General features: G+C 68.6%; 16 protein-coding genes. 12 read left to right on the forward strand and 4 right to left on the reverse strand.

Annotated features, from left to right (window positions below; all coding sequences use genetic code 11):
• Positions 1-39: 39 nt before the first annotated feature.
• From BM109_RS32385 to BM109_RS32395, 3 genes are read left to right on the forward strand one after another with little or no spacing between them, the layout of a single operon-like run.
• Positions 40-2,241, forward strand: a complete 2,202-nt coding sequence (locus BM109_RS32385) for a cellulose biosynthesis cyclic di-GMP-binding regulatory protein BcsB (protein ID WP_093352288.1) — start codon at positions 40-42, stop codon at positions 2,239-2,241.
• Positions 2,242-2,259: 18 nt separating this feature from the next.
• Positions 2,260-3,957 carry a glycosyl transferase family protein gene (locus BM109_RS32390; protein WP_093352292.1) on the forward strand — a complete coding sequence of 566 codons (1,698 nt, stop codon included), beginning with the start codon at positions 2,260-2,262 and terminating at the stop codon, positions 3,955-3,957.
• Positions 3,954-6,731: an NfrA family protein gene (locus tag BM109_RS32395; RefSeq protein WP_093352293.1), complete on the forward strand. Its 2,778-nt coding sequence runs from the start codon at positions 3,954-3,956 to the stop codon at positions 6,729-6,731. The genes BM109_RS32390 and BM109_RS32395 overlap by 4 nt, the downstream gene beginning before the upstream one ends.
• A gap of 251 nt (positions 6,732-6,982) precedes the next feature.
• Here BM109_RS32395 and BM109_RS32400 read toward each other — a convergent pair whose 3' ends face one another.
• Positions 6,983-8,728 carry an AIPR family protein gene (locus tag BM109_RS32400; RefSeq protein WP_093352658.1) on the reverse strand — a complete coding sequence of 582 codons (1,746 nt, stop codon included), beginning with the start codon at positions 8,726-8,728 and terminating at the stop codon, positions 6,983-6,985.
• Positions 8,729-8,886: 158 nt separating this feature from the next.
• Entirely contained in the window at positions 8,887-9,822 is a 936-nt protein-coding gene (locus BM109_RS32405; protein ID WP_256222910.1) for a DUF4434 domain-containing protein, read from the reverse strand.
• A 334-nt stretch (positions 9,823-10,156) separates the two neighbouring features.
• Here BM109_RS32405 and BM109_RS32410 point away from each other — a divergent pair, with 334 nt between their 5' ends.
• The gene (locus BM109_RS32410; protein ID WP_093352298.1) at positions 10,157-12,340 is read left to right on the forward strand and encodes a TonB-dependent receptor; all 2,184 of its coding nucleotides are present in this window, start codon (positions 10,157-10,159) and stop codon (positions 12,338-12,340) included.
• Positions 12,341-12,363: 23 nt separating this feature from the next.
• Positions 12,364-13,104, forward strand: coding sequence for a cobalt ABC transporter substrate-binding protein (locus BM109_RS32415; protein ID WP_093352301.1), 741 nt, complete (start codon positions 12,364-12,366; stop codon positions 13,102-13,104).
• Positions 13,105-13,122: 18 nt separating this feature from the next.
• Here BM109_RS32415 and prpR read toward each other — a convergent pair whose 3' ends face one another.
• Positions 13,123-15,087 carry a propionate catabolism operon regulatory protein PrpR gene (gene prpR / locus BM109_RS32420; protein ID WP_371269025.1) on the reverse strand — a complete coding sequence of 655 codons (1,965 nt, stop codon included), beginning with the start codon at positions 15,085-15,087 and terminating at the stop codon, positions 13,123-13,125.
• A 163-nt stretch (positions 15,088-15,250) separates the two neighbouring features.
• Here prpR and BM109_RS32425 point away from each other — a divergent pair, with 163 nt between their 5' ends.
• From BM109_RS32425 to BM109_RS32455, 7 genes are all read left to right on the forward strand, one after another.
• Positions 15,251-16,447, forward strand: a complete 1,197-nt coding sequence (locus BM109_RS32425) for a CaiB/BaiF CoA transferase family protein (RefSeq protein ID WP_093352306.1) — start codon at positions 15,251-15,253, stop codon at positions 16,445-16,447.
• An 8-nt stretch (positions 16,448-16,455) separates the two neighbouring features.
• The gene (locus BM109_RS32430; protein WP_093352660.1) at positions 16,456-17,400 is read left to right on the forward strand and encodes a hydroxymethylglutaryl-CoA lyase; all 945 of its coding nucleotides are present in this window, start codon (positions 16,456-16,458) and stop codon (positions 17,398-17,400) included.
• Positions 17,397-18,389 (forward strand): tripartite tricarboxylate transporter substrate binding protein, encoded by a 993-nt coding sequence (locus tag BM109_RS32435; protein ID WP_093352309.1) that lies wholly within the window; start codon positions 17,397-17,399, stop codon positions 18,387-18,389. The genes BM109_RS32430 and BM109_RS32435 overlap by 4 nt, the downstream gene beginning before the upstream one ends.
• A gap of 2 nt (positions 18,390-18,391) precedes the next feature.
• Positions 18,392-19,258 carry an isocitrate lyase/PEP mutase family protein gene (locus BM109_RS32440; protein ID WP_093352311.1) on the forward strand — a complete coding sequence of 289 codons (867 nt, stop codon included), beginning with the start codon at positions 18,392-18,394 and terminating at the stop codon, positions 19,256-19,258.
• A gap of 36 nt (positions 19,259-19,294) precedes the next feature.
• Positions 19,295-20,329, forward strand: coding sequence for an alpha/beta hydrolase (locus BM109_RS32445; RefSeq protein WP_093352313.1), 1,035 nt, complete (start codon positions 19,295-19,297; stop codon positions 20,327-20,329).
• A 106-nt stretch (positions 20,330-20,435) separates the two neighbouring features.
• Positions 20,436-21,359 (forward strand): Bug family tripartite tricarboxylate transporter substrate binding protein, encoded by a 924-nt coding sequence (locus BM109_RS32450; protein WP_256222929.1) that lies wholly within the window; start codon positions 20,436-20,438, stop codon positions 21,357-21,359.
• 67 nt (positions 21,360-21,426) lie between these two features.
• Positions 21,427-21,930 carry a hypothetical protein gene (locus BM109_RS32455; RefSeq protein WP_093352318.1) on the forward strand — a complete coding sequence of 168 codons (504 nt, stop codon included), beginning with the start codon at positions 21,427-21,429 and terminating at the stop codon, positions 21,928-21,930.
• Here the strand turns inward: BM109_RS32455 and BM109_RS32460 are convergent.
• Positions 21,914-22,537 carry a TetR/AcrR family transcriptional regulator gene (locus tag BM109_RS32460; protein WP_093352321.1) on the reverse strand — a complete coding sequence of 208 codons (624 nt, stop codon included), beginning with the start codon at positions 22,535-22,537 and terminating at the stop codon, positions 21,914-21,916. The genes BM109_RS32455 and BM109_RS32460 overlap by 17 nt on opposite strands.
• Positions 22,538-22,579 lie beyond the last annotated feature (42 nt).

Here is a 22,579-nt window from a genome sequence, read left to right on the forward strand (position 1 = left end):
CCGCCCCTCTTTATTCAAGTTTTCCTGCCGAGTCTCTCCATGCCTTCTCTGTTCTCACGACGGATCGCCCCGATCGCCCTGCTCGCCCTGAGCACCTCCTTCCTCGCACACGCCAGCCCCGCGAGCGATGCGCTGCAACGCCTGCAGGGCGAGACCTGGGTCAACCGCAGCTTCGCGCTGTCGGACCTCGGCATCGGCGACACCGTGCTGCTCAACGGCTTCGACAGCCGCCAGGAGTTCTACCTGCCGGTGCCGCGCGGCCTCGCGCTGGCCGAGGCCAGCATCGACTTCAGCGGCCGCTATCACAAGGCCGAGGGCGGCAGCACCTCGATGCTGCTGACGGTCAACGGCCGGCCGGTGCAGGCGCGCCGCATCGAGGCAGCCGAGGGCGACGCGAGCCAGAACCTCAAGGTCGACACCGGCGTCGCGCGCACGGCGAACTTCGTGCGCCTCGGCGTCCAGTGGTCCAACAACGTGGCGCGCCGCGTCTGCGAACTCGAGCGCTCGACCGGCAACGTGCTCGCGATCTCGCCCGAGACGCGCTTCAACTACCGCTTCAACAGCGGCGCGCTGACCAGCCTCGCCGATGCCTGGGCCACGCTGCCCGCGCGCCCGGTCCTGCTGGTGGCTTCGCGCAATCTCTCGAAGACCAGCTACGACAGCGCCTGGCGCCTCGGCGTCGCGCTCGAGCAGGCCAACCGCCGCGTGCAGATCCAGGCCTTCCCGGTGGCCGGCGACATCGTCGACACCTCGGGCTGGCAGGTGCCCGCGGGGCTCGCCGCGCTGCCGGCCTTCGCCGGTCTCGCCGGCGGCAATGCGCGCTACGAACTCAAGAACGAGGCCGAGGTCGGCGCGCTGCTGGTGCTCGGCGCCACCGCGGCCAGCGGCGATGTGCTGGTGGCCGATGCGGCGCTGCGCCAGCAGATCGCCAAGGCGCTCGAGGCGCTGGCCGTGCAGTTCGCGGGCGACACCGACGCGCTGCGCGCCTTCGCGCTCTGGCGCGAGCAGCAGACCGCGCTCGCCGCGGACGCCGCCAGCGCCGGCCAGGTGCGCCTCGCCACGCTCGGCGCGCACCCGGTGATCGTGGTGCCCGAGAACGCAGGCGCGCAGGCCGCCGGCGTCTTCGCCGAGACCTGGCGCAACCTGCTGGTGTCGCGCCAGGCGGGCGTGCGCACGGCCGACGCGCCCGATGCGAGCGAACGTCCGGCGATCCGCCTCAACAGCCTGGGCGCCAGCGAGGCCGGCTTCGACGTGGTGTCGCGCGGCGAGTGGACCGCCACCCTGCCGCTGGGCGTGGTCGCGGCCAACGGCCGCATGCCTTCCGAACTGGTGATCGACGTGGCGGCCGCGCCCGGCGCTTCGTCCACGCGTCCCGTGGCCTCGGTGTTCTGGAACGACGTGCTGCTGTCGGCCAAGCGCCTGGAGGCCGATGGTCGACCCGAGCGCCTCGATGCGCGCATTCCCGGCTATGCGCTGGGCCTGAGCAACGTGGTGCGCGTGTCCTTCCAGCGCCAGCCCTATTCGAACGACTGCCAGGAGATGCCGCAGGGCTTCCCGGTCAACGTGCTGCCCACCAGCTTCGTGCGCGCGGGCGATGCGCAGCCCGACGGCAGCTTCGTCGGCCTGCTGCCGCTGATGTCGGGCAACCCGCAGGTCGCCGTGCCGCAGGCCTGGCTGGCCGACGCGCCCGCGAGCCTCGCGCGGCTGGTGCGCATGGCGGTGGCCGCCGGCGTGACGCCGGTGCGCTCCGAGCTGGTGGTGACCCAGTCCGGCGCCTTCTCGCCGAGCAAGCCCTTCCTCGCGCTGCAGGTGGCGGTCGACGGCGCCGCCTCGAAGGTCGAGGTCAAGGACGCGAGCCTGCGCATCCACGGCCGCAAGGCGCCGTGGCTCGAGCTCGACGACCTGTCGCAGTTGAGCGCCATCGAGGTGAGCCGCGCCCATGGCCAGGACGGCATGCAATGGCAGCCGATCGGCGCGCGCCCCGTGGTGCCGGCCAAGCCTTTCGTGCTGAACCGCGGCGACATCGCAATGCTCGGCGCCGACGGCCCCGTGAGCTGGCTCGACAGCGGCAATCCCGCGGACGAGAGCGCTCGGCGCGGCGGCGAAGGCGCGTTCTTCGAATGGCGTTCGTACGCCGCCTGGGGCATGCCGGTGATCGGCGTGGCCGTGTTCGCGCTGCTGCTGCTGATCCTGCTGGCCTGGCGCGCGCGGCGCCGCCACGCGCGCAAGTCGCAGCAGTAAGGATCCGACCGAAGCCGCATGTTCGAGCTCTACGGACCCTTCCTGCTGGCCGACTACTACCGCGGTCTGGAGATCGTGACCGCGGTCGTCGGCGTGGTGATCCTGCTGTCGAGCATCGACGACCTGTTCGTCGACGCCTGGTACTGGGTGCGCGAGATCTACCGCTCGCTGACCGTGCGCCGCCGCTACCGGCGCCTGACCGCCGCGCAGCTGCGCGCGGCGCGCGAGCAGCCGATGGCCATCATGGTGCCGGCCTGGCTCGAGTACGACGTGATCGCGCCGATGCTCGCCAACATGGTGTCGACGCTCGAGTACAAGAACTACGCCATCTTCGTCGGCACCTACCGCAACGACGCGCGCACCATCGCCGAGGTGGAACGCATGCGCCGGCGCTACCGCCAGCTGGTGCGCGTGGAGGTGCCGCACGACGGGCCCACCTGCAAGGCCGACTGCCTCAACTGGGTGGTGCAGGCGCTGTTCCAGCACGAACGCACCATGGGCGAACCCTTCGCGGGCGTCGTGCTGCACGACAGCGAGGACGTGCTGCATCCGCTCGAGCTCAAGTACTTCAACTACCTGCTGCCGCGGATGGACTTCATCCAGCTGCCCGTGACCTCGCTCGAGCGCCACTGGTTCGAGCTGGTGGCCGGCACCTACATGGACGAGTTCGCCGAGTGGCACAGCAAGGACCTCGTGGTGCGCGAGAGCCTGTCGCGCATGGTGCCCTCGGCCGGCGTCGGCACCTGCTTCTCGCATCGCGCGCTGCAGACGCTGGCCGCGGAGCTCGACAACCAGCCCTTCAACACCGCCAGCCTGACCGAGGACTACGACATCGGCGCGCGCCTGGGCCGGCTCGGCATGAAGCAGATCTTCGGCAAGTTCGACGTCGAGTACGTGACGCGGCGCACCGCCTGGTTCGGCGCGGGCCGCGAGAAGCTCGGCTCGCTGCGCATGCCGCTGGGCGTGCGCGAGTACTTCCCCGACACCTTCCGTACCGCCTACCGGCAGAAGGCGCGCTGGACCCTGGGCATCGGCCTGCAGGGCTGGGAACAGATGGGCTGGGCCGGCTCGCTGGCCACCAAGTACCTGCTGTTCCGCGACCGCAAGGGCCTGTTCACCGCCTTCGTGGCCATCCTCGGCTATTTGCTGATGCTCAATTTCCTGGTCTTCTTCTTCGCCGACGCCATGGGCTGGTGGACCGTCTACTACCCGTCGATCTTCCAGTCGGGCGGCTGGCTCATGACGGTGATGGAGCTCAATGCCGTGGCGCTGCTGCTGCGCTTCGCGCAGCGCTTCCATTTCGTGTCGGCGCTCTATGGCTGGGAGCACGGGCTGCTGTCGATACCGCGCATGGTGATCGGCAACTTCATCAATGCCATGGCCGCGGCGCGCGCGTGGAAGCTGTTCCTCTCGCACAAGCTGTTCGGCAAGCGGCTGGTGTGGGACAAGACCATGCACGACTTCCCCTCGGCCGACCAGCTGGTGCAGCAGCGCCAGCGCCTGGGCGAGGTGCTGCTGTCGTGGCGCGCGATCGACGAGACGCAGCTCGACAACGCGCTCACGATCCAGCGCGGCACGGGCCGCAAGCTCGGCAGCATCCTGCTCGAACAGGGCTGGCTCGACGCGGGCACGCTCGAGGAGGCGATCTCGTTCCAGCGCGGCGATTCGGTGCTGGCGCCGCTCGCGCCGCAGGGCGCGCAGGGAGTGCCGGCATGAAGGGGCTCGACAACCGCACGCTGCTGGCGGTCGCGCTGGCCGCGGCCTGGCCCGCGGTGCCCGCGTTCGCCGCCGTGCATTCGCTGCCGGCCGCGCCTTCGACCTCAACCGCTTCCACGCCCGGCGCCGCGCCGGTGCCGACGCGCACCGCGCCGCGCAAGCGCTCGTCGCATGGCCGTGCCTGGCAACTGGCCGACCAGGCCTTCAAGGCCTATGGCCGCGGCGACTTCGAGACCGCGCTCGCGCGCGCCGATGCCGCCTTGCGGCTGCAACCCGCCGCGCAGCGCGTGCACCTGCTGCGCGTGTATGCGCTGCAGAAGCTGGGCCGCGCCGACGAGGCCGCGCGCGCGGCCGAGCGTGCCATCGACCAGGGCCATGGCAACGCGGCGCTGCGCACGGCACTGGCCAACCTGCGCGCCACGCCCGCCGACGGCACGCCCGGCACCGAGGCCTACCGCGCGGGCTTCCCGCTCGCGGCGCAGGCCTACCGCGACTACGCCGAAGGTCGCGATGCCGAGGCGGCGAAGTCGGCCGAACAAGCCGTGCGCGCCGATCCGAGCCAGGGCCCCTGGGCACTGCTGTGGCTCGACGCGCTCGCGCGGCAGCAGCGCCACGACGAACTCGTGCAGGCCGCGGCCACCGCGCTGGACCTGGGCGCGCCGAACGCCGCCGAGATCGCCGCGCGCGTGCGGCAGGCCGGCCGATCGATCGCGCTGCAGCATGCGCAGAAGGCCTACGACGCCTTGTCGCGCCAGCAGCCGCGCGCGGCCGTCGACGAGGCGCGCGAGGCGGTGCGCATCGCGCCCGATGTCGCGAGCCATCGCCAGTTGCTGATCGATGCGCTGCAGGCCGTGCCCGACCTCGAAGGCGCCGAACAGGCGACCACCGAGGCAATGGCAGCGCAGGACGACAGCGCGCCGCTGCGGCTGCAGCGCGCCTACCTGCGCCAGCAGCTGTCGCGCGGCGGCGAGGCGCAACAGGATGTCGATGCCGTGATCGCCGACGCGCAGCTCGACGAGGCACAGCGCCGCGACGCACGCCTGATCGGCGCCGATCTCGCGCTGGCCGCGCGCGACGGCGAACGCGCGCGCACGCTGCTCGCGCCGCTGCCGCCCGACGACACGCAGGTGCGCTCGCGCCGCCAGCGGGCCGAGGATGCCTCGAGCGGCTGGGGCTCGCCCGCCACGCCGCCGGTCACCGCCTATGCGCCCGTGAAGCTCTGCAACGACACGCCCGAGGGCTCGGCCTGCGCGCTCGCGCCCTGGGACACGCCGAAGGCCGGCGATGCCGCCACGCGCGCCTACGCGGCCTATGCGCAGAAGCGCTATTCCGAGGCCATCGCGCTGGCGAAGCAGGCCGCGGCCGAACGGCCCGACGACGCATCGCGCCAGAAGCTGCTGACCACCACGCTCGCCGCGGGCACGACCGCGGAACGCCAGCAGGCGCTGCAGCGGCTCGACACCGCGATCGCCGCGCAACCCGCCGACGCCACCCTGTTGCGTCAGCGCGGCTACCTGCACATCGCCAACAAGGACCCCGCGCTCGCGCTGCAGGATTTCGTCGCGGCGCGCAATACCGGCCAGGCCCCGCGCAGCAACCTGCTCGACGAGGCCCAGGCGGCGGCAGGCACCGGCGACCGCGCCGGAGCGGCCGCCACGCTGCGCCAGGCCGTCGACGACGAGGACGTGGGCTGGCTCTCGCTCGACCGTCAGCAACTCCACGACCTGCGCAGCACCATCGCCAGCTATTCGCGCGAATGGGGCGTGAACAGCACCGTCGGCTACCGCGGCGCGCATGCCGCCTCCTTCGGACTGCCCGGCCAGCCGGTGGCCGTGCCCGGCAACGCGAGCTTCAACACCACCGAGGTGTTCTGGCGCCCGAGCGGCATGCTCAACACCAACCGCAGCATCTTCGACGTCTACGGCCGCCTCTCGACCACCCTGCACGCCGGCACCGACGTGACCGCCGCGCAGCTCGTGCAGAACCCCTGCGGCGGCATCGGCATCACGCCCGAGCAGCGCACCCGCGGCATCGCGGGGCTGCCCTCGACCAGCGGCGCCCTCGGCGTGCGCTACACGCCCGACACCGCGACCGGGCTCACCTTCGGCCTCGAGCGGCAGTTCATGCTGGGCAGCGCCACGCGTTCCGGCGCCATCGATCCCGCGCCCGCGAGCCTGCGCTGCCAGCTCAACAACCGCTCCGCGGCCCTCGACTATCGCGCCGATACCGGTTCGGGCGGCTGGCAGGCCTACCTGCTCTACGGCTTCTACGAGGGCACCGGCCGGCGGCTCGACACGCGCAGCTGGTTCACGATGGAAGGCTACCTGCAGGCTGGCTACACGCTGCTCGACATGCCGGCCGCCTACACCGTGCGCGACACCGCCGGCAACGTGCTCGCCGACGGCAGCGGCCGCCTCAAGCGCGGCCAGGGCTTTGCTGCGGGCGAGGTGCGCATCGGGCGCAGCTTCGTCACCGACTACAACGACCGCCTCGTGTTCTTCCCCCACGTCACGCTCGCCGCGGACTGGTTCTCCAACCGCAACCGCGCGAACGGCGTGCCGATCGCGGGCTTCGACAGCGTGGCCCTGTCCGACCGCGGATCGAGCTGGTCGGCCGGCGCGGGCGTGGGCATCAACCTGCGCTACTGGTTCAACGAGGACCGCTACAACGCGCAGCGCTCGCATGTGGATGCGAGCTTGCAGTACCGGACCACGCTGGGAGGGGTGGCGGGGCGGGCGAAGGGGGTGTTCTTGAATTTGACGTTGTCGTACTAAGCCACTTGCGCGAGAGTTGGCTAGTTGCTCGCCCTAATTGGCTGTCGCTCCACAGAGCGAGCGACTTTCATCATGTTGCCCCAAAGACCGACTTCCCCTAATAAGTCATTGAAAACGAAGCCATATCCGTTTTCTTTGAGCGCGGACGCAGCGAATTCCCCTAGACGTCGTATTAGGAAAAACAAGGAATCAAAAACTATTAAAGAATTGAGGTTCAATCAATTCACTCAAAGATGCGGTTCCGCGGTTGTCTAGCGCCTAGGATTTAGTCGCGCACGCTTGTGCACTTGCCTTCGCGCAGGCATGGCGAGTTCCTTGAGTGCATCCGTAAAGGGCTCAGTTCTTAGTGAGGCAACGTCCAAATCATTCTTCGCCGCTTTCAAAACCATTTCCGAAGCAGCGGAGAACATTTTCTCTGACAACCCCGCATTCCACAGCTTGGCACTTAACGGCTTACACAGCCGCTCCATGTCGTGCGAATTCATACGAGGTAGTGGGGAAGGCATCTCAGCCAATCGAACGGCGAGAAGGATTTCGTAGCGCGCCGCCCTCAACCGTCCATCCAACACCTGATTTCTAAACAAATACTCTAAGCGATACGCCGCTAACGCAGCAAGATAATAAGGCTCTAGCTTGTCTCCAGCCGCAAAAAGATCAACACCAACCCGATCGAGAATTCGCCGATAGCTTCTTGTCGCACGGTGCGGCTCCTCCAAGAACATGGATGCATAAGCACGAATAAGTCCGCCTGGGGTGACAATGCGTGTTTTCTCAATTCCTCCAGCATTGCTGTACTGACGTGAACGCCGTTCGTAGTAGAGTCGTTGAGACTCTTCAAATGCATTGAAATAAGCCTCCAATTTCTTCTGAAAGTCCGACAATGCAAGAAGCTGCTCCTCTCGAACTTCCGTCTGGCGATTTGTTGCCTTAACGATAGAACCAATAACCTCGTCATCTTGTGTCGAGATTAATCTCAAGGGAATCATTACTGAATTATCTATTGACAATCTTTGATCATGAATTACATGGCTCGTTTGGCATCCATTCACGACCTGATAGTCTTCGATATAAAATCTATTGGCCGTTGTCCGCATTGTTTTTGCAATTATGGTCACGCCATTATTCATAAGTGCAAAGCGTGCCCTAGTCGCTTGAGATTCAAGCGTAGTGCGAATTTCACTGTTTACGGCATTGAAGTCCTGCCAATCCCGGACGTTATCGTAAAAAATCCCCTTGAGCATCTCGCCAGTTTCATCTTCAATAAGTCGAAGAAACTCAGGTGCAGGCAGTAATCCAACGTAGGCCTCGGTTACGCCTTCAATGGTCGGCACCACCGTTTTTTGTGCAAATTCAAACTCCCGGGAAATAGAATTTCTGCTTTCTCTGTAGAGACGTTGAATTCCTTCCGCGTCAATAGGAAAAAATTCAACTGCTCTAAATATTCTTAATGCGACAAGGTCATCCACCGCAGCTTTACGTCGCGCCTCAAGCGCAACGTCTCCAGTCCAAGTACCGGTCGTCACATAGTACATGCGGCATACTGGATTTCCTCGCTTGAACTTGCTGCTCTGTCTGTAAACAGCTGACATGATATTGGCCAGTTCCGAAACATCTCGACCGCGGGGCAGCGCAGGTTTTTCTTTAAAAAAGTCTTGCACGCCAAAGGAAAACTGCCCGATCTTTGCAGTCTCAAACGCAGACGAGCGCTCTGCTTGAACAAAAACGAAAGCTACGTCAAGGTAGCCATTTCGCTCGGCCAACTCGTCGACCTCGGAAGCGCTCTCAATCAAAGAGCCATTTGCGATGATGGCCAGAGCATCTATACCAGTGTCGCCGGCCGCGCCGACAACTACGTCCGTTGTTTCTAGCGCTTCCGATACGAATCGACCGATAGTCAGGAGTGCCGCAAAATGCTCGAACCTCTTGTCCTCCGGAAGAGAAGCAAGGTCATGTTCTGCAGATGATTCATCTAACAGTGATTTAGTGATGCGATCCATGGCTTTCCGGATTTGAACAAGAGTGCAGTAATTGTGCAGCACCTATCTGCGAGCGATCCCCGTTCGGTATGTGACGCATGCGGTGCGATGAAAAAACGGAACAATTTTCATGCGAGATGGCATAACGACAGCCAACAATCCCTGCGCACGACCTCCATCTAGGAAGGCTTTAGCCCCCACTCCCGAAGCAAGCGCTTCGCCTCCGGCGTATCCCCCACCATCCACGGATCGATCGCGAACGCGATCACGCGCTCGGCGCCATAGCCGCGCGCGATCTCCATCTGCCGTCGCACGCGCTCGGGCGTCGCGGCGCGCGCCTTGAAGCCCTCCTCGCCCCCCGGCGCCGCAGGCAACTGCTCGAACAGCTCGACCACCAGATCGAAGGCCACGCCACACCGCCGCAACAGCGCGCGCAGCGGCTCGAGCCCCCCGAGGTTGTCCATGCCGCCCACGCCCACGCCGTCCTGCAACATGGGCCGCAGCGGCACGCGGTCGAGGATCTGCGACCAGAGTTCCGCGAGCGAGCCCTCGGTCGGCAGCCGGCTGAAGAAGGTCGACACCGCGAGCGGCTGGCCGCCCGTGCTCCGGGCGACGGTCGCGATCCCATCGAGCCAGTCCACCAGTTGCTGCCGGCGCTCGGCCGTCGCCCAGTTGTACTGGTCGATCTCGTACGGCAGGTACCAGCCGCGAAAGCCCGGCAGCTTCGGCCAGCGGGCCGATGCCATGAACGGCAGGCAGCGATCGCGCGCGGTGGCCAGCAGCGCGGGCAACACCGCCGGGTCCTTCGAGCCCATGGCCTTCCACCAGCCTTCGTCGTAGGGCAGGCCCATGCGGATGCCCATGCCTTCGCGCGCGGCCTCCTCGAACAGCATGGCGAGCAGGCTGTCGGGCGGCGCCCAGTCGAACGCACCGCCGTACAAGGCGCTCCACTGCAACACGATCTCGTCGCAACCGAGTGCGCGCGTGATGCGCAATCGGCGCCGCCATTCGTCGAGGGAGAGCGACTCGTGGCTTTTCCAGGGCTGCAGGAAGCTGCCCTGGAACCTCGGCGGCGGCGCGGTGCAGGCACTCAGCAGCGCGGCCGCGGCCAGCATCAGGCAGCTGCGTCGGCGAAGCAGCGGAAGCGGCGGGGGCGCGGGGATGGGAGGCATCGGCCCACAGTATCGGCGCGTCGCCGCGCGAGGCTTCGCGCCGCGGCGGCGGGCCGCGGGCGGCTGTGGTCTTCGGGACACATTTGTCCACAAAGGTCAAAAGGCATAGGAAGGTTTGCAGCGCCCCCAATCTATGATGAGAATCGTTTTCATTCATAACAAGCTCGCCAGAGCCCGGCCACGCTGGCCCACCCGCGTCGTGCCGTCCCGATTCCGACCTCGCCCCGCCTCCGCACCGGCTCGCCGGTGCCTGCCTTTTCTCGCCGATTCCTGACCGATGCCCTCGTCCGCCGCTTCTCCGTCCCGCACCGCTTCTTCCCTTCCGCCCTCCTCCCTCCACCCGCTGGCGCGCCATTGCCTGGCCGCCTGCCTGGCCTTCGCCGCCGCGGGCACCGCGGCCCAGACCGCCACCGCGCCCGCGCAGGGCCAGCTCGGCGAAGTCGTCGTCTCGGGCGAAGCCGAAGCCATCGGCGGCCTGCAGAAGACCTATGCCGGCGGCCAGTTCGCGCGCGGCGGCAGCCTCGGCATCCTGGGCATCACCGACCTGATGAACGTGCCCTTCAGCACCACCAACTACACGGCCGAGTTGATCCAGAACCAGCAGGCGCTGAGCGTGGCCGACGTGGTGATGAACGACGCCTCGGTGCGCCCGCTGACCTCGCGCGGCGGCTTCGGCGACGACTTCCAGATCCGCGGCTTCACGGTGCCCAATGCCGACATCGGGCTCAACGGCCTGTTCGGCCTCACGCCCACCACGCGCGTGCCGCTCGAGATGATCGAGCGCGTCGAGGTGCTCAAGGGCCCGGGCGCGCTGGCCAACGGCGTCGGCCCCAGCGGCAGCGTGGGCGGCAGCATCAACGTGGTGACCAAGCGCGCGGCCGATGCGCCGCTCACGCGCCTGACCACCACCTACATGGGCAAGGGCCAGCTCGGCACGCACCTCGACGTGGGCCGCCGCTTCGGCGACGAGAACCAGTGGGGCGTGCGCGTCAACGGCGTGTTCCGCAACGGCGAGGGCAACATCGACAACGGCAAGCAGAAGCTCGGCCTCGGCTCGCTGGGCCTCGACTACCTCGGCACGCGCCTGCGTTGGTCGCTCGACGCCTTCGCGAGCAAGGGCGAGACGCGCGAGTTCCGCCCGCAGACCAGCTTCGCGGCCGGCATCACGCGCATTCCCGAACCGCCGTCGGCGCGCCTGAACTTCTACCCGGGCACCGAGCTGAACGACAACGTCAAGACCGCCATCTCGCGCATCGAGTACGACATCAGCGATAGCACCATGGTCTACGGCAGCGTGGGCTACACCGACCTCGACTACCAGCAGGTGTTCCCGAGCGGCCGGCCCAATTCGCTGGGCAGCTTCAACGTCTCGAACGCCTACTACGACTTCTACAGCAAGACCACCGCGGCCGACGCCGGCGTGCGCACCAGGTTCAAGACCGGCAGCGTGGGCCACACAGTGGCGCTCGGCGTGAACCTGCTCGACCAGGAGTCGGGCTTCTTCTATGCGACCTCGCGCACCACGAATCCGTCGAGCCTTTACTTTCCCTCTCCGCTGCCGCTGGTGACCACGCCGCGCACGCCCGCGGTGAAGTCGGCCGAGCTCAAGCAGTCGAGCGTGGTGCTGGCCGACACCCTGTCCTTCGCCGACGGCCGCTTCCTCGCGACGCTGGGCCTGCGCGACCAGACCATCGAGCAGGAGAACTTCTCGCAGACCTCGGGCGCGTCGACCAGCCGCTACAAGGCCAGCGCGACCTCGCCGCTGGTGGGCCTGGTGTTCAAGCCGGTGCAGAACGTCTCGGTGTACGCCAACTACACGGCCGGCCTCACGCGCGGCGGCACGGCCGGCCCGGGCACGGCCAACGTCGGCGAGACCTTCGCACCGCAGAAGTCGAAGCAGTACGAAGCCGGCGTGAAGGTCGACTGGGGCCGCCTCACGACGCAGGCCGCCGTCTACCAGATCACGCGGCCCAACGCCCTCACCGACCCGGCCACGCTGGTCTACAGCTTCGGCGGCGAGCAGCGCAACCGCGGCCTCGAGCTCACCGCCTACGGCGAGCTCCAGCAGGGCCTGCGCTTGATGGCCAGCGCGGCCTTCAACGACGCCAAGCTCACGCGCACCGCCGGTGGCACCAACCAGGGCAAGGACGCGGCCGGCGTGCCCGACCGCACCTTCAACCTGGGCCTGGACTGGGACACGCCGTGGATGGCGGGCCTGAGCCTGAACGGCCGCGTGATCCACACGTCTTCCGTGTATGCCGACGCCGCCAACATCCTGCGCGTGCCGGGCTGGACGCGACTCGACATCGGCGCGCGCTACGCCACGAAGATGGGCGGCAAGCCCGTGACCTTCCGCGCCAACCTCGAGAACGTGTTCGACAAGAACTACTGGGTGACCAGCACCTACGTCACCGTGGGCGCGCCGCGCACGCTGATGCTGTCGGCCACCGTCGATTTCTGAACCTGAACCAAGGAGCTTTACGCATGAACCGCATCACCGCCATCGCCACCGCCGCCTTCGCCCTGCTGGGCTTCGCGGGTGCCGCGCAGGCGCACCAGATCTGGATCGAGCAGCCGGCCGGCGAGAAGACCGCCATCGTGCGCTTCGGCGAATTCGGCGAGAACCTGCGCGAGGTCTCGCCGGGCCTTCTCGACAAGTTCGGCAAGCCCACCGCCACCCTGGTGTCGGCCAAGGGCGAGCAGAGCGTCGACGCGCAGAAGACCGCCAGCGGCTTCGCGCTGCCCTTCGGCGCCGCGGCCGGCGAGAGCATCGTGGCCGAGGATGCGGGCTATCCGCTGTTCAACCGCAAGCAGGGCGACAAGCAGACCGTCGGCCGCTACCACCCGGCCGCGCGCCTGGTCACCGGCTTCGCGCCGCTGCAGCCGAAGCTGGTGCTCGACCTCGTGCCCGCGGGCAACGCCGGCGAGTTCAAGCTGTTCTTCAAGGGCCAGCCCAAGGCCAAGACCAAGGTCGCGCTGGTCACGCAGTCGGGCTGGGCCAAGGAAGGCCACACCGACGAACAGGGCCTGGTGAAGTTCGACCTGCCGTGGCAGGGCACCTACGTGGCCGAGGTCAGCGTCAGCGACGCCGTGGCCGGCGAGCGGCCCGGTGCCAACGGACCCGAGAAGTTCGACAGCGTGAGCTACGTGACGACGCTGACCTATGTGAAGGCGGACGGCATCGCGGCGCTGCCGGCGGGGCCCGCGGCGGCGCCGAACAAGTGATCGATCCCCGCCCGAGTTCTACGCGGGCGGATCATCGAGCGCGCCCTCCGTCTCCCGCACCCACCGCCACAAGGTCGACCGGCTCACGCCAAGTTGCCGCGCGGTCTGCTGCCGGTTGCCGCCGTTCGCAGCCAACAGTTCGCGCCACTGCGACTTCGCGGGCACGCCACTCACCTCGACCGGCGCGGCGCTCTCGTCCGCGAACAGCTCCGGGCACTCGTGCCGCAGCTCCTCCCACCGGATCTCCTCGACCCGCTCGAACTGCATGAGGAACACGGCGATGCGCTCGCCCACGTTCTCGAGTTCGCGCACGTTGCCGGGCCAGCCGTAGGCCAGCAGGCGCGGCATCAGCGGTGCCAGCGCACGCCGCGCATCGAGCACGCCATGGCCCTGCCGCTGCAGGCAACGCTCCACCAGCACCTGGGCCAGCAGCGCGACGTCCTCGCGCCGCTCGCGCAGCGGCGGCAGCACCAGGCGCAGGGTGTTGATGCGGTAGTAGAGGTCCTGGCGAAAGCGCCGCTCGGCGATCATCTGCTGCAGCGGCTGGTGCGTGGCGGCGATCACGCGCACGTCGACAGGAATCGGCGCGGTCGCGCCCAGCCGCGTGATCTCGCGCTCCTGCAGCACGCGCAAGAGGCGCGTCTGCAGGTGCAGCGGCATGTCGCCGATCTCGTCGAGGAACAGGGTGCCGGTGTGCGCGGTCTCGAACAGGCCGCGCTTGCCGCCGCGCCGCGAGCCGGTGAAGGCGCCCTCCTCGTAGCCGAACAGCTCGCTCTCGAGCAGCGCCTCGGGAAAGGCCGCGCAGTTCACCGCCACGAAGGGCCGGCCCGCGCGGGTGCTCTCGTTGTGGATCGACTGCGCGAACAGTTCCTTGCCCACGCCGCTCTCGCCCGCGATCAGCACCGTGAGGTCGTTGCGCGCGAAGCGCTGCGCGGTCTGCACGGCGCGCTGGAAGGCCGGGCTGTGGCCCACCAGGCTCGCGAAGCGGTGCCGCGCCGCGCTCTGGCGGCGGCCGTGCTGCATGCGCAGGCTGGTGTCGGCTTCCTGGATCGCGCGTGCGTCGTAGAGCGTGAGCGCGGCGCCGACGATCTCGCCGTGCTCGCGGATCGGCGTGCGGTTGACCACCCAGTCGCGCTGCGCGAAGCGCTGCACTAGCGCGCGTTCCTCCAGGCCCTGGTCGAGCGTGGCCTGCAGCGACAGCTCGGGCTGCATCAGCTCGAGCGAACGGCCCAGCAGGCGCGCGGGCGCATGGCCCAGCAGCAGCTGCATCGGCGGATTGACCGCGATGATGCGGTTGTCGCGGTCGACCGCGAGCACCGCCTCCTGCAGGTTGTGCAGCACGCCGTTGAGCTGCTCGTAGCGCCCGGCATCGAGCCGCGCCACGCGCGCGAGCTCCATCGCGTCCTCGAAGCCCTTGCGGATGCTTGCGAGCGAATAGGCCAGCAGGCCGTGCAGCCCCGCCTGCTGCGCCAGCTCGACCACCAGGCTCGAGCCCACGATCACGTCGAAGCCCTCGCGGCGCAATGACTCGAAGCGCTGGCGCGCGTCGTCGGGCGTGCGGTAGGCGTACTGGCTGACCTCGATGTTGAGCAGGTCCTTGACCTCGTCGAGCTCGGGAATGGTCTGGCCATACATCACCACGCCCACGCGCTTGGCGATGCGCCGCGCCTTGATCAGCGCCTGCATCAGGTCGAAGCCGCCGAGCTGGATCGTCGCCACCGGCGCCTCGAGGCCGGCGCGCAGGATGCTCGCGTTCGAGCCCGCGCTGACGAAGGCATCGACCAGCCCGCGCTCGAGGCGGTCACGCGCGATCGCGAGCGCGTCGCCGAAGGTGCCGTCGACCACCTCGATCTCGGCGCGGCCGACGTACTCGGCCACCACGGGCAGCGCGAATTCGCGGATCTGGCGGTAGCTCAGGAAGCACAGGCGCGGTAGGCCGCGGCGCGCGGGTGAGGCCGGATCGGCGGGGAGCTGGCGTTCCATCATGCGTCGCATTGAAACACGCCTCACGTTTCATTGATGTCGCACAAGACACAGTAAAAACCCGAGCCTCCTGAAAAATCTCCTTTCGCATCAATGACTTGCCTCCAGGCCCGCGCGCTGGCACATGCCGTGCAACACGAAGGTCTTTCAGGAGACACACGACTTGGCACTCGAACACATCACGGTGCTCGACCTGACGCACATGCTGTCAGGCCCCTACGGCACCATGCTGCTGGCCGACCTCGGCGCGCGCACCATCAAGGTCGAGCCGCCCGGCAGCGGCGAAGGCACCCGACGCCTGCTGGAGAACGATCCCGACTACGCGCGCGGCGGCATGGGCGCCTACTACCTCACGCTGAACCGCAACAAGGAGAGCGTCTGCGTGGACCTCAAGAGCGCCGAGGGCAAGGCCGTGTTCCTCGACCTGGTGCGCCGGGCCGACGTGGTGTTCGACAACTTCAGCGTCGGCGTCACGCAGCGCCTGGGCATCGACTTCGAATCGCTGTCGCAGGTCAACCCGCGCATCGTGACCTGCTCGGTCACTGGCTTCGGCCAGACCGGCCCCGAGACGCAGCGCCCGGCCTTCGACCAGGTGGTGCAGGCGATGGGCGGCGGCATGTCGATCACCGGCACGCCCGAGAGCGGCCCCACGCGCAGCGGCATCCCGATCGGCGACCTCGGCGGCGGCATGTTCGGCGCGATGGGCGTGCTGGCGGCGCTGGCCGAGCGCGAGCGCACCGGGCGCGGGCAGCACGTCGACATCTCGATGCTCGACGCGCAGATCTCGCTGCTCAACTACATGGCGACCATGCACCTGATGTCGGGCCACGTGCCCGCGGGCATCGGCAACGGCCACTTCGTGCACGTGCCCTACAACAGCTATCCCACGGCCGACGGCCACATCATCATCGCCTGCATCGGCGATCCCTTCTTCGAGCGCTTCGTCGAGTTCATCGACCTGCCGGCGTTGCGCGACCCGGCCTACCGGCAGCAGCCGGTGCGCTTCGCGGCCAAGGCCGAGATCGACGCGCTGATCGCCGACGAACTGCGCAAGCAGCCGACCGCGCACTGGCTCGAACGGCTGCGCGAGGCGCGCATTCCATGCGGGCCGGTCAACGACTTCGCGCAGGCGCTCGGCGACACGCAGGTGCTGGCGCGCGACATGGTGGTCGAGGTGCCGCTGCACACCGGGGAGACCGTGCGCATGCCGGGCAACCCGATCAAGCTCTCGGCCGCCGCGCCCCAGGCCTACGGCAGCCCGCCGTCGCTCGGCGAGCACACGCGCCGCGTGCTCGGCGACTGGGTCGGCTATTCCGACGCGAAGCTGGACGCGCTGCGCCAGGCCGGCACCATCGCCTGAAGATGACGATGGAAGCCATCCACATCACCGACGTCGCGCCGCGCGACGGCCTGCAGAACCAGCCGGTGCACCTGGGCGCCAACGACAAGCTGCGCCTGGTGCAACTGCTCGCGGCCGCCGGGGTGCGCAGCGTCGAGGCCACCAGCTTCGTGTCGCCCAAGGCCGTGCCGCAGATGGCCGACGCGGCCGAGCTGCTGCCGCTGGTGCACGCGGCGCTGCCCGAGCTCCGCTGCTCGGTGCTGGTGCCCAACCTCAAGGGGCTGGAGCGCGCGCATGCGGCCGGCGCGGCCGAGATCGCGGTCGTGCTCTCGGCCACCGAGACCATGAACCAGCGCAACATCAACATGGGTCTGGAGCAGGCGACCGAGGTCAGCGAACGCACGCTGGCCGCGGCGCAAGCGCTGGGCCTGCGCACGCGCGCCTACGTGGCCGTGGCCTTCGACTGCCCGTTCGAGGGCGAGACCCCGCTGGCCGAGGTGCTGCGCCTCGCGCAACGCATGCAGGCCGCGGGCGCCGGCGAGATCGTGATCGCCGACACCATCGGCTCGGCCTCGCCGGGCATGGTGAAGCAACGCATGCGCGTGCTCGCCGAAACCATCGCACCCGAGCGGCTCGCGATCCACCTGCACGACACGCGCGGCATGGCGGTCGCCAATGCCTGGGCCGCGCTCGAGGCCGGCATCCGCCGCTTCGACGCCAGCGTGGGCGGCATCGGCGGCTGCCCGTTCGCGCCCGGTGCCGCCGGCAACCTCGCCACCGAAGACCTGGTGCTGATGGCCGAGCGCAGCGGTTTCGCGACCGGCATCTCGCTCGACGGCCTGCTCGAGGCGATCGACTTCGCGCAGGAACGGCTGCAGCGCCCGCTCGGCGGCCGCGCGATCGCCTGGCTGCGGCGCCAGCGCGAGAAGACGAATTCATCCAACAACACATTCCCGGAGACAGCAAGGACATGACGAATCCATCGACTCCCTTCACCGCGCATCCGACCCGCCGCACGGCACTCGCCGCGCTGGCGGCCATGGCCTCGGCCGGTGCCTGGGCGCAAGCACCGGCGGCCAAGTTCCCGACCAAGCCCGTCACGCTGGTCGTGCCCTACTCCGCGGGCGGCGGCACCGACATCGTGGGCCGGCTGATGGCGCAGCGCCTGTCGGACCTGTGGGGCCAATCGGTGGTGGTGGACAACCGCACCGGCGCCAACGGCGTGATCGGCTCGAACTTCGTCGCGCGCGCGCCGGCCGACGGCCACACGCTGCTGCTGGTGGTGGGTTCGCACGCTGTCAACCCGGTGCTGATGAAGAGCCTGCCCTACGACACCGACAAGGCCTTCACGCCGATCACCAACATCGCGAACTCGCCCTCGGTGCTGGTGGTGCAGGCCAACGGCCCCTACAAGACGCTGCGCGACGTGATCGATGCCGCGCGCAAGGAGCCGCTGGGCGTGGGCTACTCCGAGGGCCAGACCCGGCTGACCGGCGAGATGATCCGCCAGGCCGGCAAGCTGCAATCGACCGGCGTGCCCTACAAGGGCGGCGCGCCGATCATGGTCGACATCATCGGCGGCCACCTGCCGATGGGCGTGACCAGCGTGCTGACCGCCCTGCCCCACGTGCGCTCGGGCGCGCTGCGCGTGGTCGGCGTGGCCGACACGCAGCGCATGGCGCTGTTCCCCGATGCCATGACCTTCAAGAAGGCCGGCCTCGACGGCGTGGAATCGCTGAGCTGGTACGGCCTGTTCGGCCCGGCCGGCCTGCCCGCGCCGATCGTCGCGCAGATCAACCAGGACCTGAAGAAGGTGGCGGCCGACCCGGCCGTGCTCAAGCAGATGGAGGACCAGGGCGCGCACATCACGCTCACGCCGCCGGCCGAGTTCCGCAGCTTCCTCGCGGCCGAGACGAAGAAGTGGACGCTGGTCGCGCAACGCGGCGGCATCCGGGCCGAGTGACGATGGCCAGCCCCCTCCTTCGCGAGAAGCTCGAGCGCCGCGAGTTCATCGTCATCCCCGGCCTGCAGGACATGATCGCCGCCACCATGGCGGCCAAGGTCGGCTTCGACATCGTCTACGGCTCGGGCTTCTGGCTCACGGCCTCGAGCCTCGGGCTGCCCGATGCGGGCATCGCCACCTACACGCAGATGCTCGACCGCATGGCGACGCTGGTGCGCAGCAGCGGCGGCGCGGCCGTCATCGCCGATGCCGACACCGGCTACGGCGGCCTGCTCAACGTGCACCACACGGTGCGCGGCTACGAGGCGGCCGGCGTCACGGCCATCCAGCTCGAGGACCAGGAGTTCCCGAAGAAGTGCGGCCACACGCCGTTCAAGCGCTGCGTGCCGGTGCAGGACATGGTCGACAAGATCCGCGTGGCCGCCGAGGCGCGCGAGGACAGGAAGAACTTCCTGATCATCGCGCGCACCGACGCACGCGCCGAGCTCGGCGTGGACGAGGCGCTGCGCCGACTCGAGGCCTATGCGCGCGCGGGCGCCGACATCCTGTTCTTCGAGGCGCCGCAGTCCGAGGACGAGATGCGCCGCGCCTGCGAGGCCTTCGAGCTGCCGATGATGGCCAACATGTCCGATGGCGGGAAGACGCCGATGCTGGACGCGCAGGCGCTGCAGGAGATCGGCTTCTCGCTCGCCATCTATCCGTCGATGACCAGCCTCGCGGCCGCGGCCGCGATGGAACGCGCGCTGCGCCACCTGAAGGCCAGCGGCGGCAGCCTGGCACCGGGCGACGACCTGTTCGACTTCAACGAGTTCTGCCGGCGCATCGGCTTCGAGGAGGTCTGGGACTTCGAGAAACGCTGGGCACGATAGCCCGCTCCTTCACACCAACAACAACGGAGACAAGAAATGAGACATGCATGGAAGCTCGCGCTGCTCGGCATCGCCGCCGCGGCGCTGGCCGGCTGCTCGACGGGCGCGCTGCAGGTGGCCGACGTCGGCAGCTATCACGTGGGCGGACGCGCCGTCACGCTCTCGGGCCTGCCCGAGAAGGAGCTGGTGTTCACGCCCGGCGCGCCGCCGCTGAAGTTCGACCCCAACGGCGACTTCGAGGTCGAGGGGCTCTATGCGCGCTACACGCGCCTGGCCAATCCCGCGGGCCGCTATCCGCTGCTGCTGTGGCATGGCGGCGGCCTCTCGGGCGTGACCTGGGAGACCAAGCCCGACGGCCAGCCGGGCTGGGAGAACCACTTCCTGCGCGCCGGCTGGGACGTGTACGTGAGCGACGCGGTCGAGCGCGGCCGCGCCTCGTGGGCGCGCTATCCCGAGATCTTCAAGAGCGAGCCCTTCTTCCGGCCGAAGAAGGAAGGCTGGGAGCTGTTCCGCATCGGCGAGACCGGCTCGTACGACACCGATCCCGCGAAGCGCCGCGCGCTGCCGGGCACGCAGTTCCCGGTGGCCAGCTTCGACCAGTTCGCCAAGCAGTCGATCCCGCGCTGGAGCACCAACGACGCGGCCACGCAGGCGGCCTACGACGCCTATGTGCAGAAGGCCTGCCCCTGCGTGATCGTGGTCCACAGCCAGGGCGGCAACTTCGCCTTCAATTCGGCGCTCAGGTACCCCGACAAGGTCAAGGCCATCGTCGCCGTCGAGACCTCGGGCTCGCCGAATCCCGAGACCACCGACTTCGCGCGCCTCAAGGGCGTGCCCATGCTGTGGGTGTGGGGCGACAACCTCGAGCGCTATCCGTTCTGGGCCCGCATCACGGCGCAGCAGGAGAACTTCCGCCAGCGGCTGATCGCGGCCGGCGGCACCGGCGACCGACTGCTGCTGCCCGAGCTCGGCTGGCGCGGCAACTCGCACATGTTGATGATGGACCGCAACTCCGATGCGATTGCGGAGCGCGTCGACCAGTGGCTCGCGAAGCAGGGCCTGAAGCGCTGAGCGACACGAGAACGAAACCAAGAACGAACGAAGGAGACAAGCGATGAATGCATGGAAGAACACGCTGGCGCGCCTGCTCGCGGCCGCACTGCCGCTCGCGCTGGCCATGGGCCCCGCGACCGCGCAGCAGGACTACCCGAACAAGCCGATCCGCCTGATCGTGCCCTTCACGCCCGGCGGCGTGACAGACACCGGCGCGCGCGTGGTGGCCGACAAACTCGGCGCGCGCCTGGGCCAGAGCGTGGTGGTCGACAACCGGCCCGGCGCCTCGGGCAACATCGGCACGCAGATGGTGGCCACCGCGGCGCCCGACGGCTACACGCTGCTGCTGGGTTTCGACGGCACGCTGGTCATCAACCCGCACGTCTATGCCAAGGTGCCGTTCGACACCCTCAAGGACTTCGTGCCGGTCAGCAAGATCGGCGACGCGGTGCTGATCATCGTCGTGCACCCCTCGGTGCCCGCGAAGACGCTGTCCGAGCTGGTGGCCTATTCGAAGACCAACCCGGGCGGCGTGTCCTACGGCAGCGCGGGCACCGGCAGCACGCCGCACCTGGCCGGCGAGCTGCTCAAGGCCCGCACCGGCGCGAACTTCGTGCACGTGCCCTACAAGGGCGGCGGCCAGTCGATGACCGACCTCGTCGGCGGCTCGCTGCCGATGCTCTACACCGCGGTGGCTGGCGCCTATCCCTTCGTGCAGAAGGGCCAGATCCGCCCGATCGCCGTGTCGAGCGCGCAGCGGCTGGCCTCGCTGCCCGAGGTGCCCACGGTCGCCGAATCGGGCGTGCCGGGCTTCGAGTCGAGCTCGTGGATCGGCATCCTCGCACCCGCGAAGACGCCGCAGCCCATCGTCGAGCGGCTGCAGCGCGAGCTGCATGCGGTGGTGCAGTCGCCCGAGGTGCGCGAGCGGCTCGCGTCGCTGGGCATCTCGGCGCTGGGCAACACGCCCGCGGAGTTCGGCCAGCAGATCCGCGCCGACCTCGCGAAGTACGACCAGATCGTGAAGGCGGCCAAGGTCCGCGTCGATTGACGCCGGACGCGGGGCACGGCACCGCACAATGCACGGGCACGCATCCTCGTGCGACCGCCGCCGCCCCATGAACCCGATCGAGATCCGCGCCCTGCCCGCGCATGCCCTGCTCGCCCGCTACGAGGGCACGGGCGCCTACACCGACTGCCACGCGCTCGCCGTCGATGGCCGCGTGCCGCTGGCCAGCTACGTCGAGGCCTTCTACACCTCGCCGGCCTTCAAGCCCGAGCGCTGGCTGCTCGGTGCGGTGCTCGGACGGCGCGCGAACGATACCGATGCGGCCGCGCTGGCCGCGGGCCATGTCGAGACCTTCTCGGCCTGGCGCGTCGAGGCGCGCGCGGCCGACCAGATCGTGCTGGCGACCGGGCGCACGCGCAGCTGGCTCATGGTGGCGCCACGCGCGGACGGTGCGGCGCCGCAGACCACGCTGTTCTTCGGCTCGGCCGTCCTGCCGCGCGCGCAGGGCGGCCTCGGCTGGACGATCGATGCGCTGACGGGCTTCCACAAGCTCTACTCGCGCGTGCTGCTGCGCGCCGCCGCGAAGCGCGTCGCGGCTAGGTCAGGTACCTGATCACGAGCAACGTCACCTCGTCGGTGAAGGCCTTCACCTTGCGGTTCGCGAGCAGCGCGGGGTTGTGCAGCACGGCCTCGTGCGCCAGCGTCTCGACCGAGGAGACGCAGACGAAGGCCGCGAGATCGAGGTCGAGCGGGCGCAGCTCGGCGCGGTGGGCCTCGAGGTAGGCCCGTACCAGCGCGCGCACCTCGCGGTCGAAGCCCTCCACCTCCGCCAGCCGGCCGATGCGCGGAATCTGCTCGACCAGCACGCGGTGCAGCTCGGGATCGACGCGGTGCGCGTCGATCATCAGCGCGACCAGTTCGCGCACGCCCTGCTCGAGCGGCATGCCCGCGACCCGCACCAGCGCGCGGCGCAGCACTTCCATCATGTCGTTCTTGTGCCGCTCGATGACCGCGGCCACCAGCGCCTCCTTGGTCGGGAAGTACTGGTAGAGCGAGCCGATGCTGGCGCCGGCCTCGGCCGCGATGCGGTTGGTGCTCGCGCGCTCGAAGCCCTCGCGCACCAGAACGCGAGCAGTGGCCTCGATCAGCGCGTCGACGGTCGCGCGCGAGCGCTCCTGCGAGGCCTTCTTTCTCGGGTGGACGACGGGTGCACGGGCCATGGCATTTCTCGAATGCGAGTAGACATTGTGAGCAATTGCTCG

Source organism: Variovorax sp. PDC80 (assembly GCF_900115375.1).
Lineage (GTDB): Bacteria > Pseudomonadota > Gammaproteobacteria > Burkholderiales > Burkholderiaceae_C > Variovorax.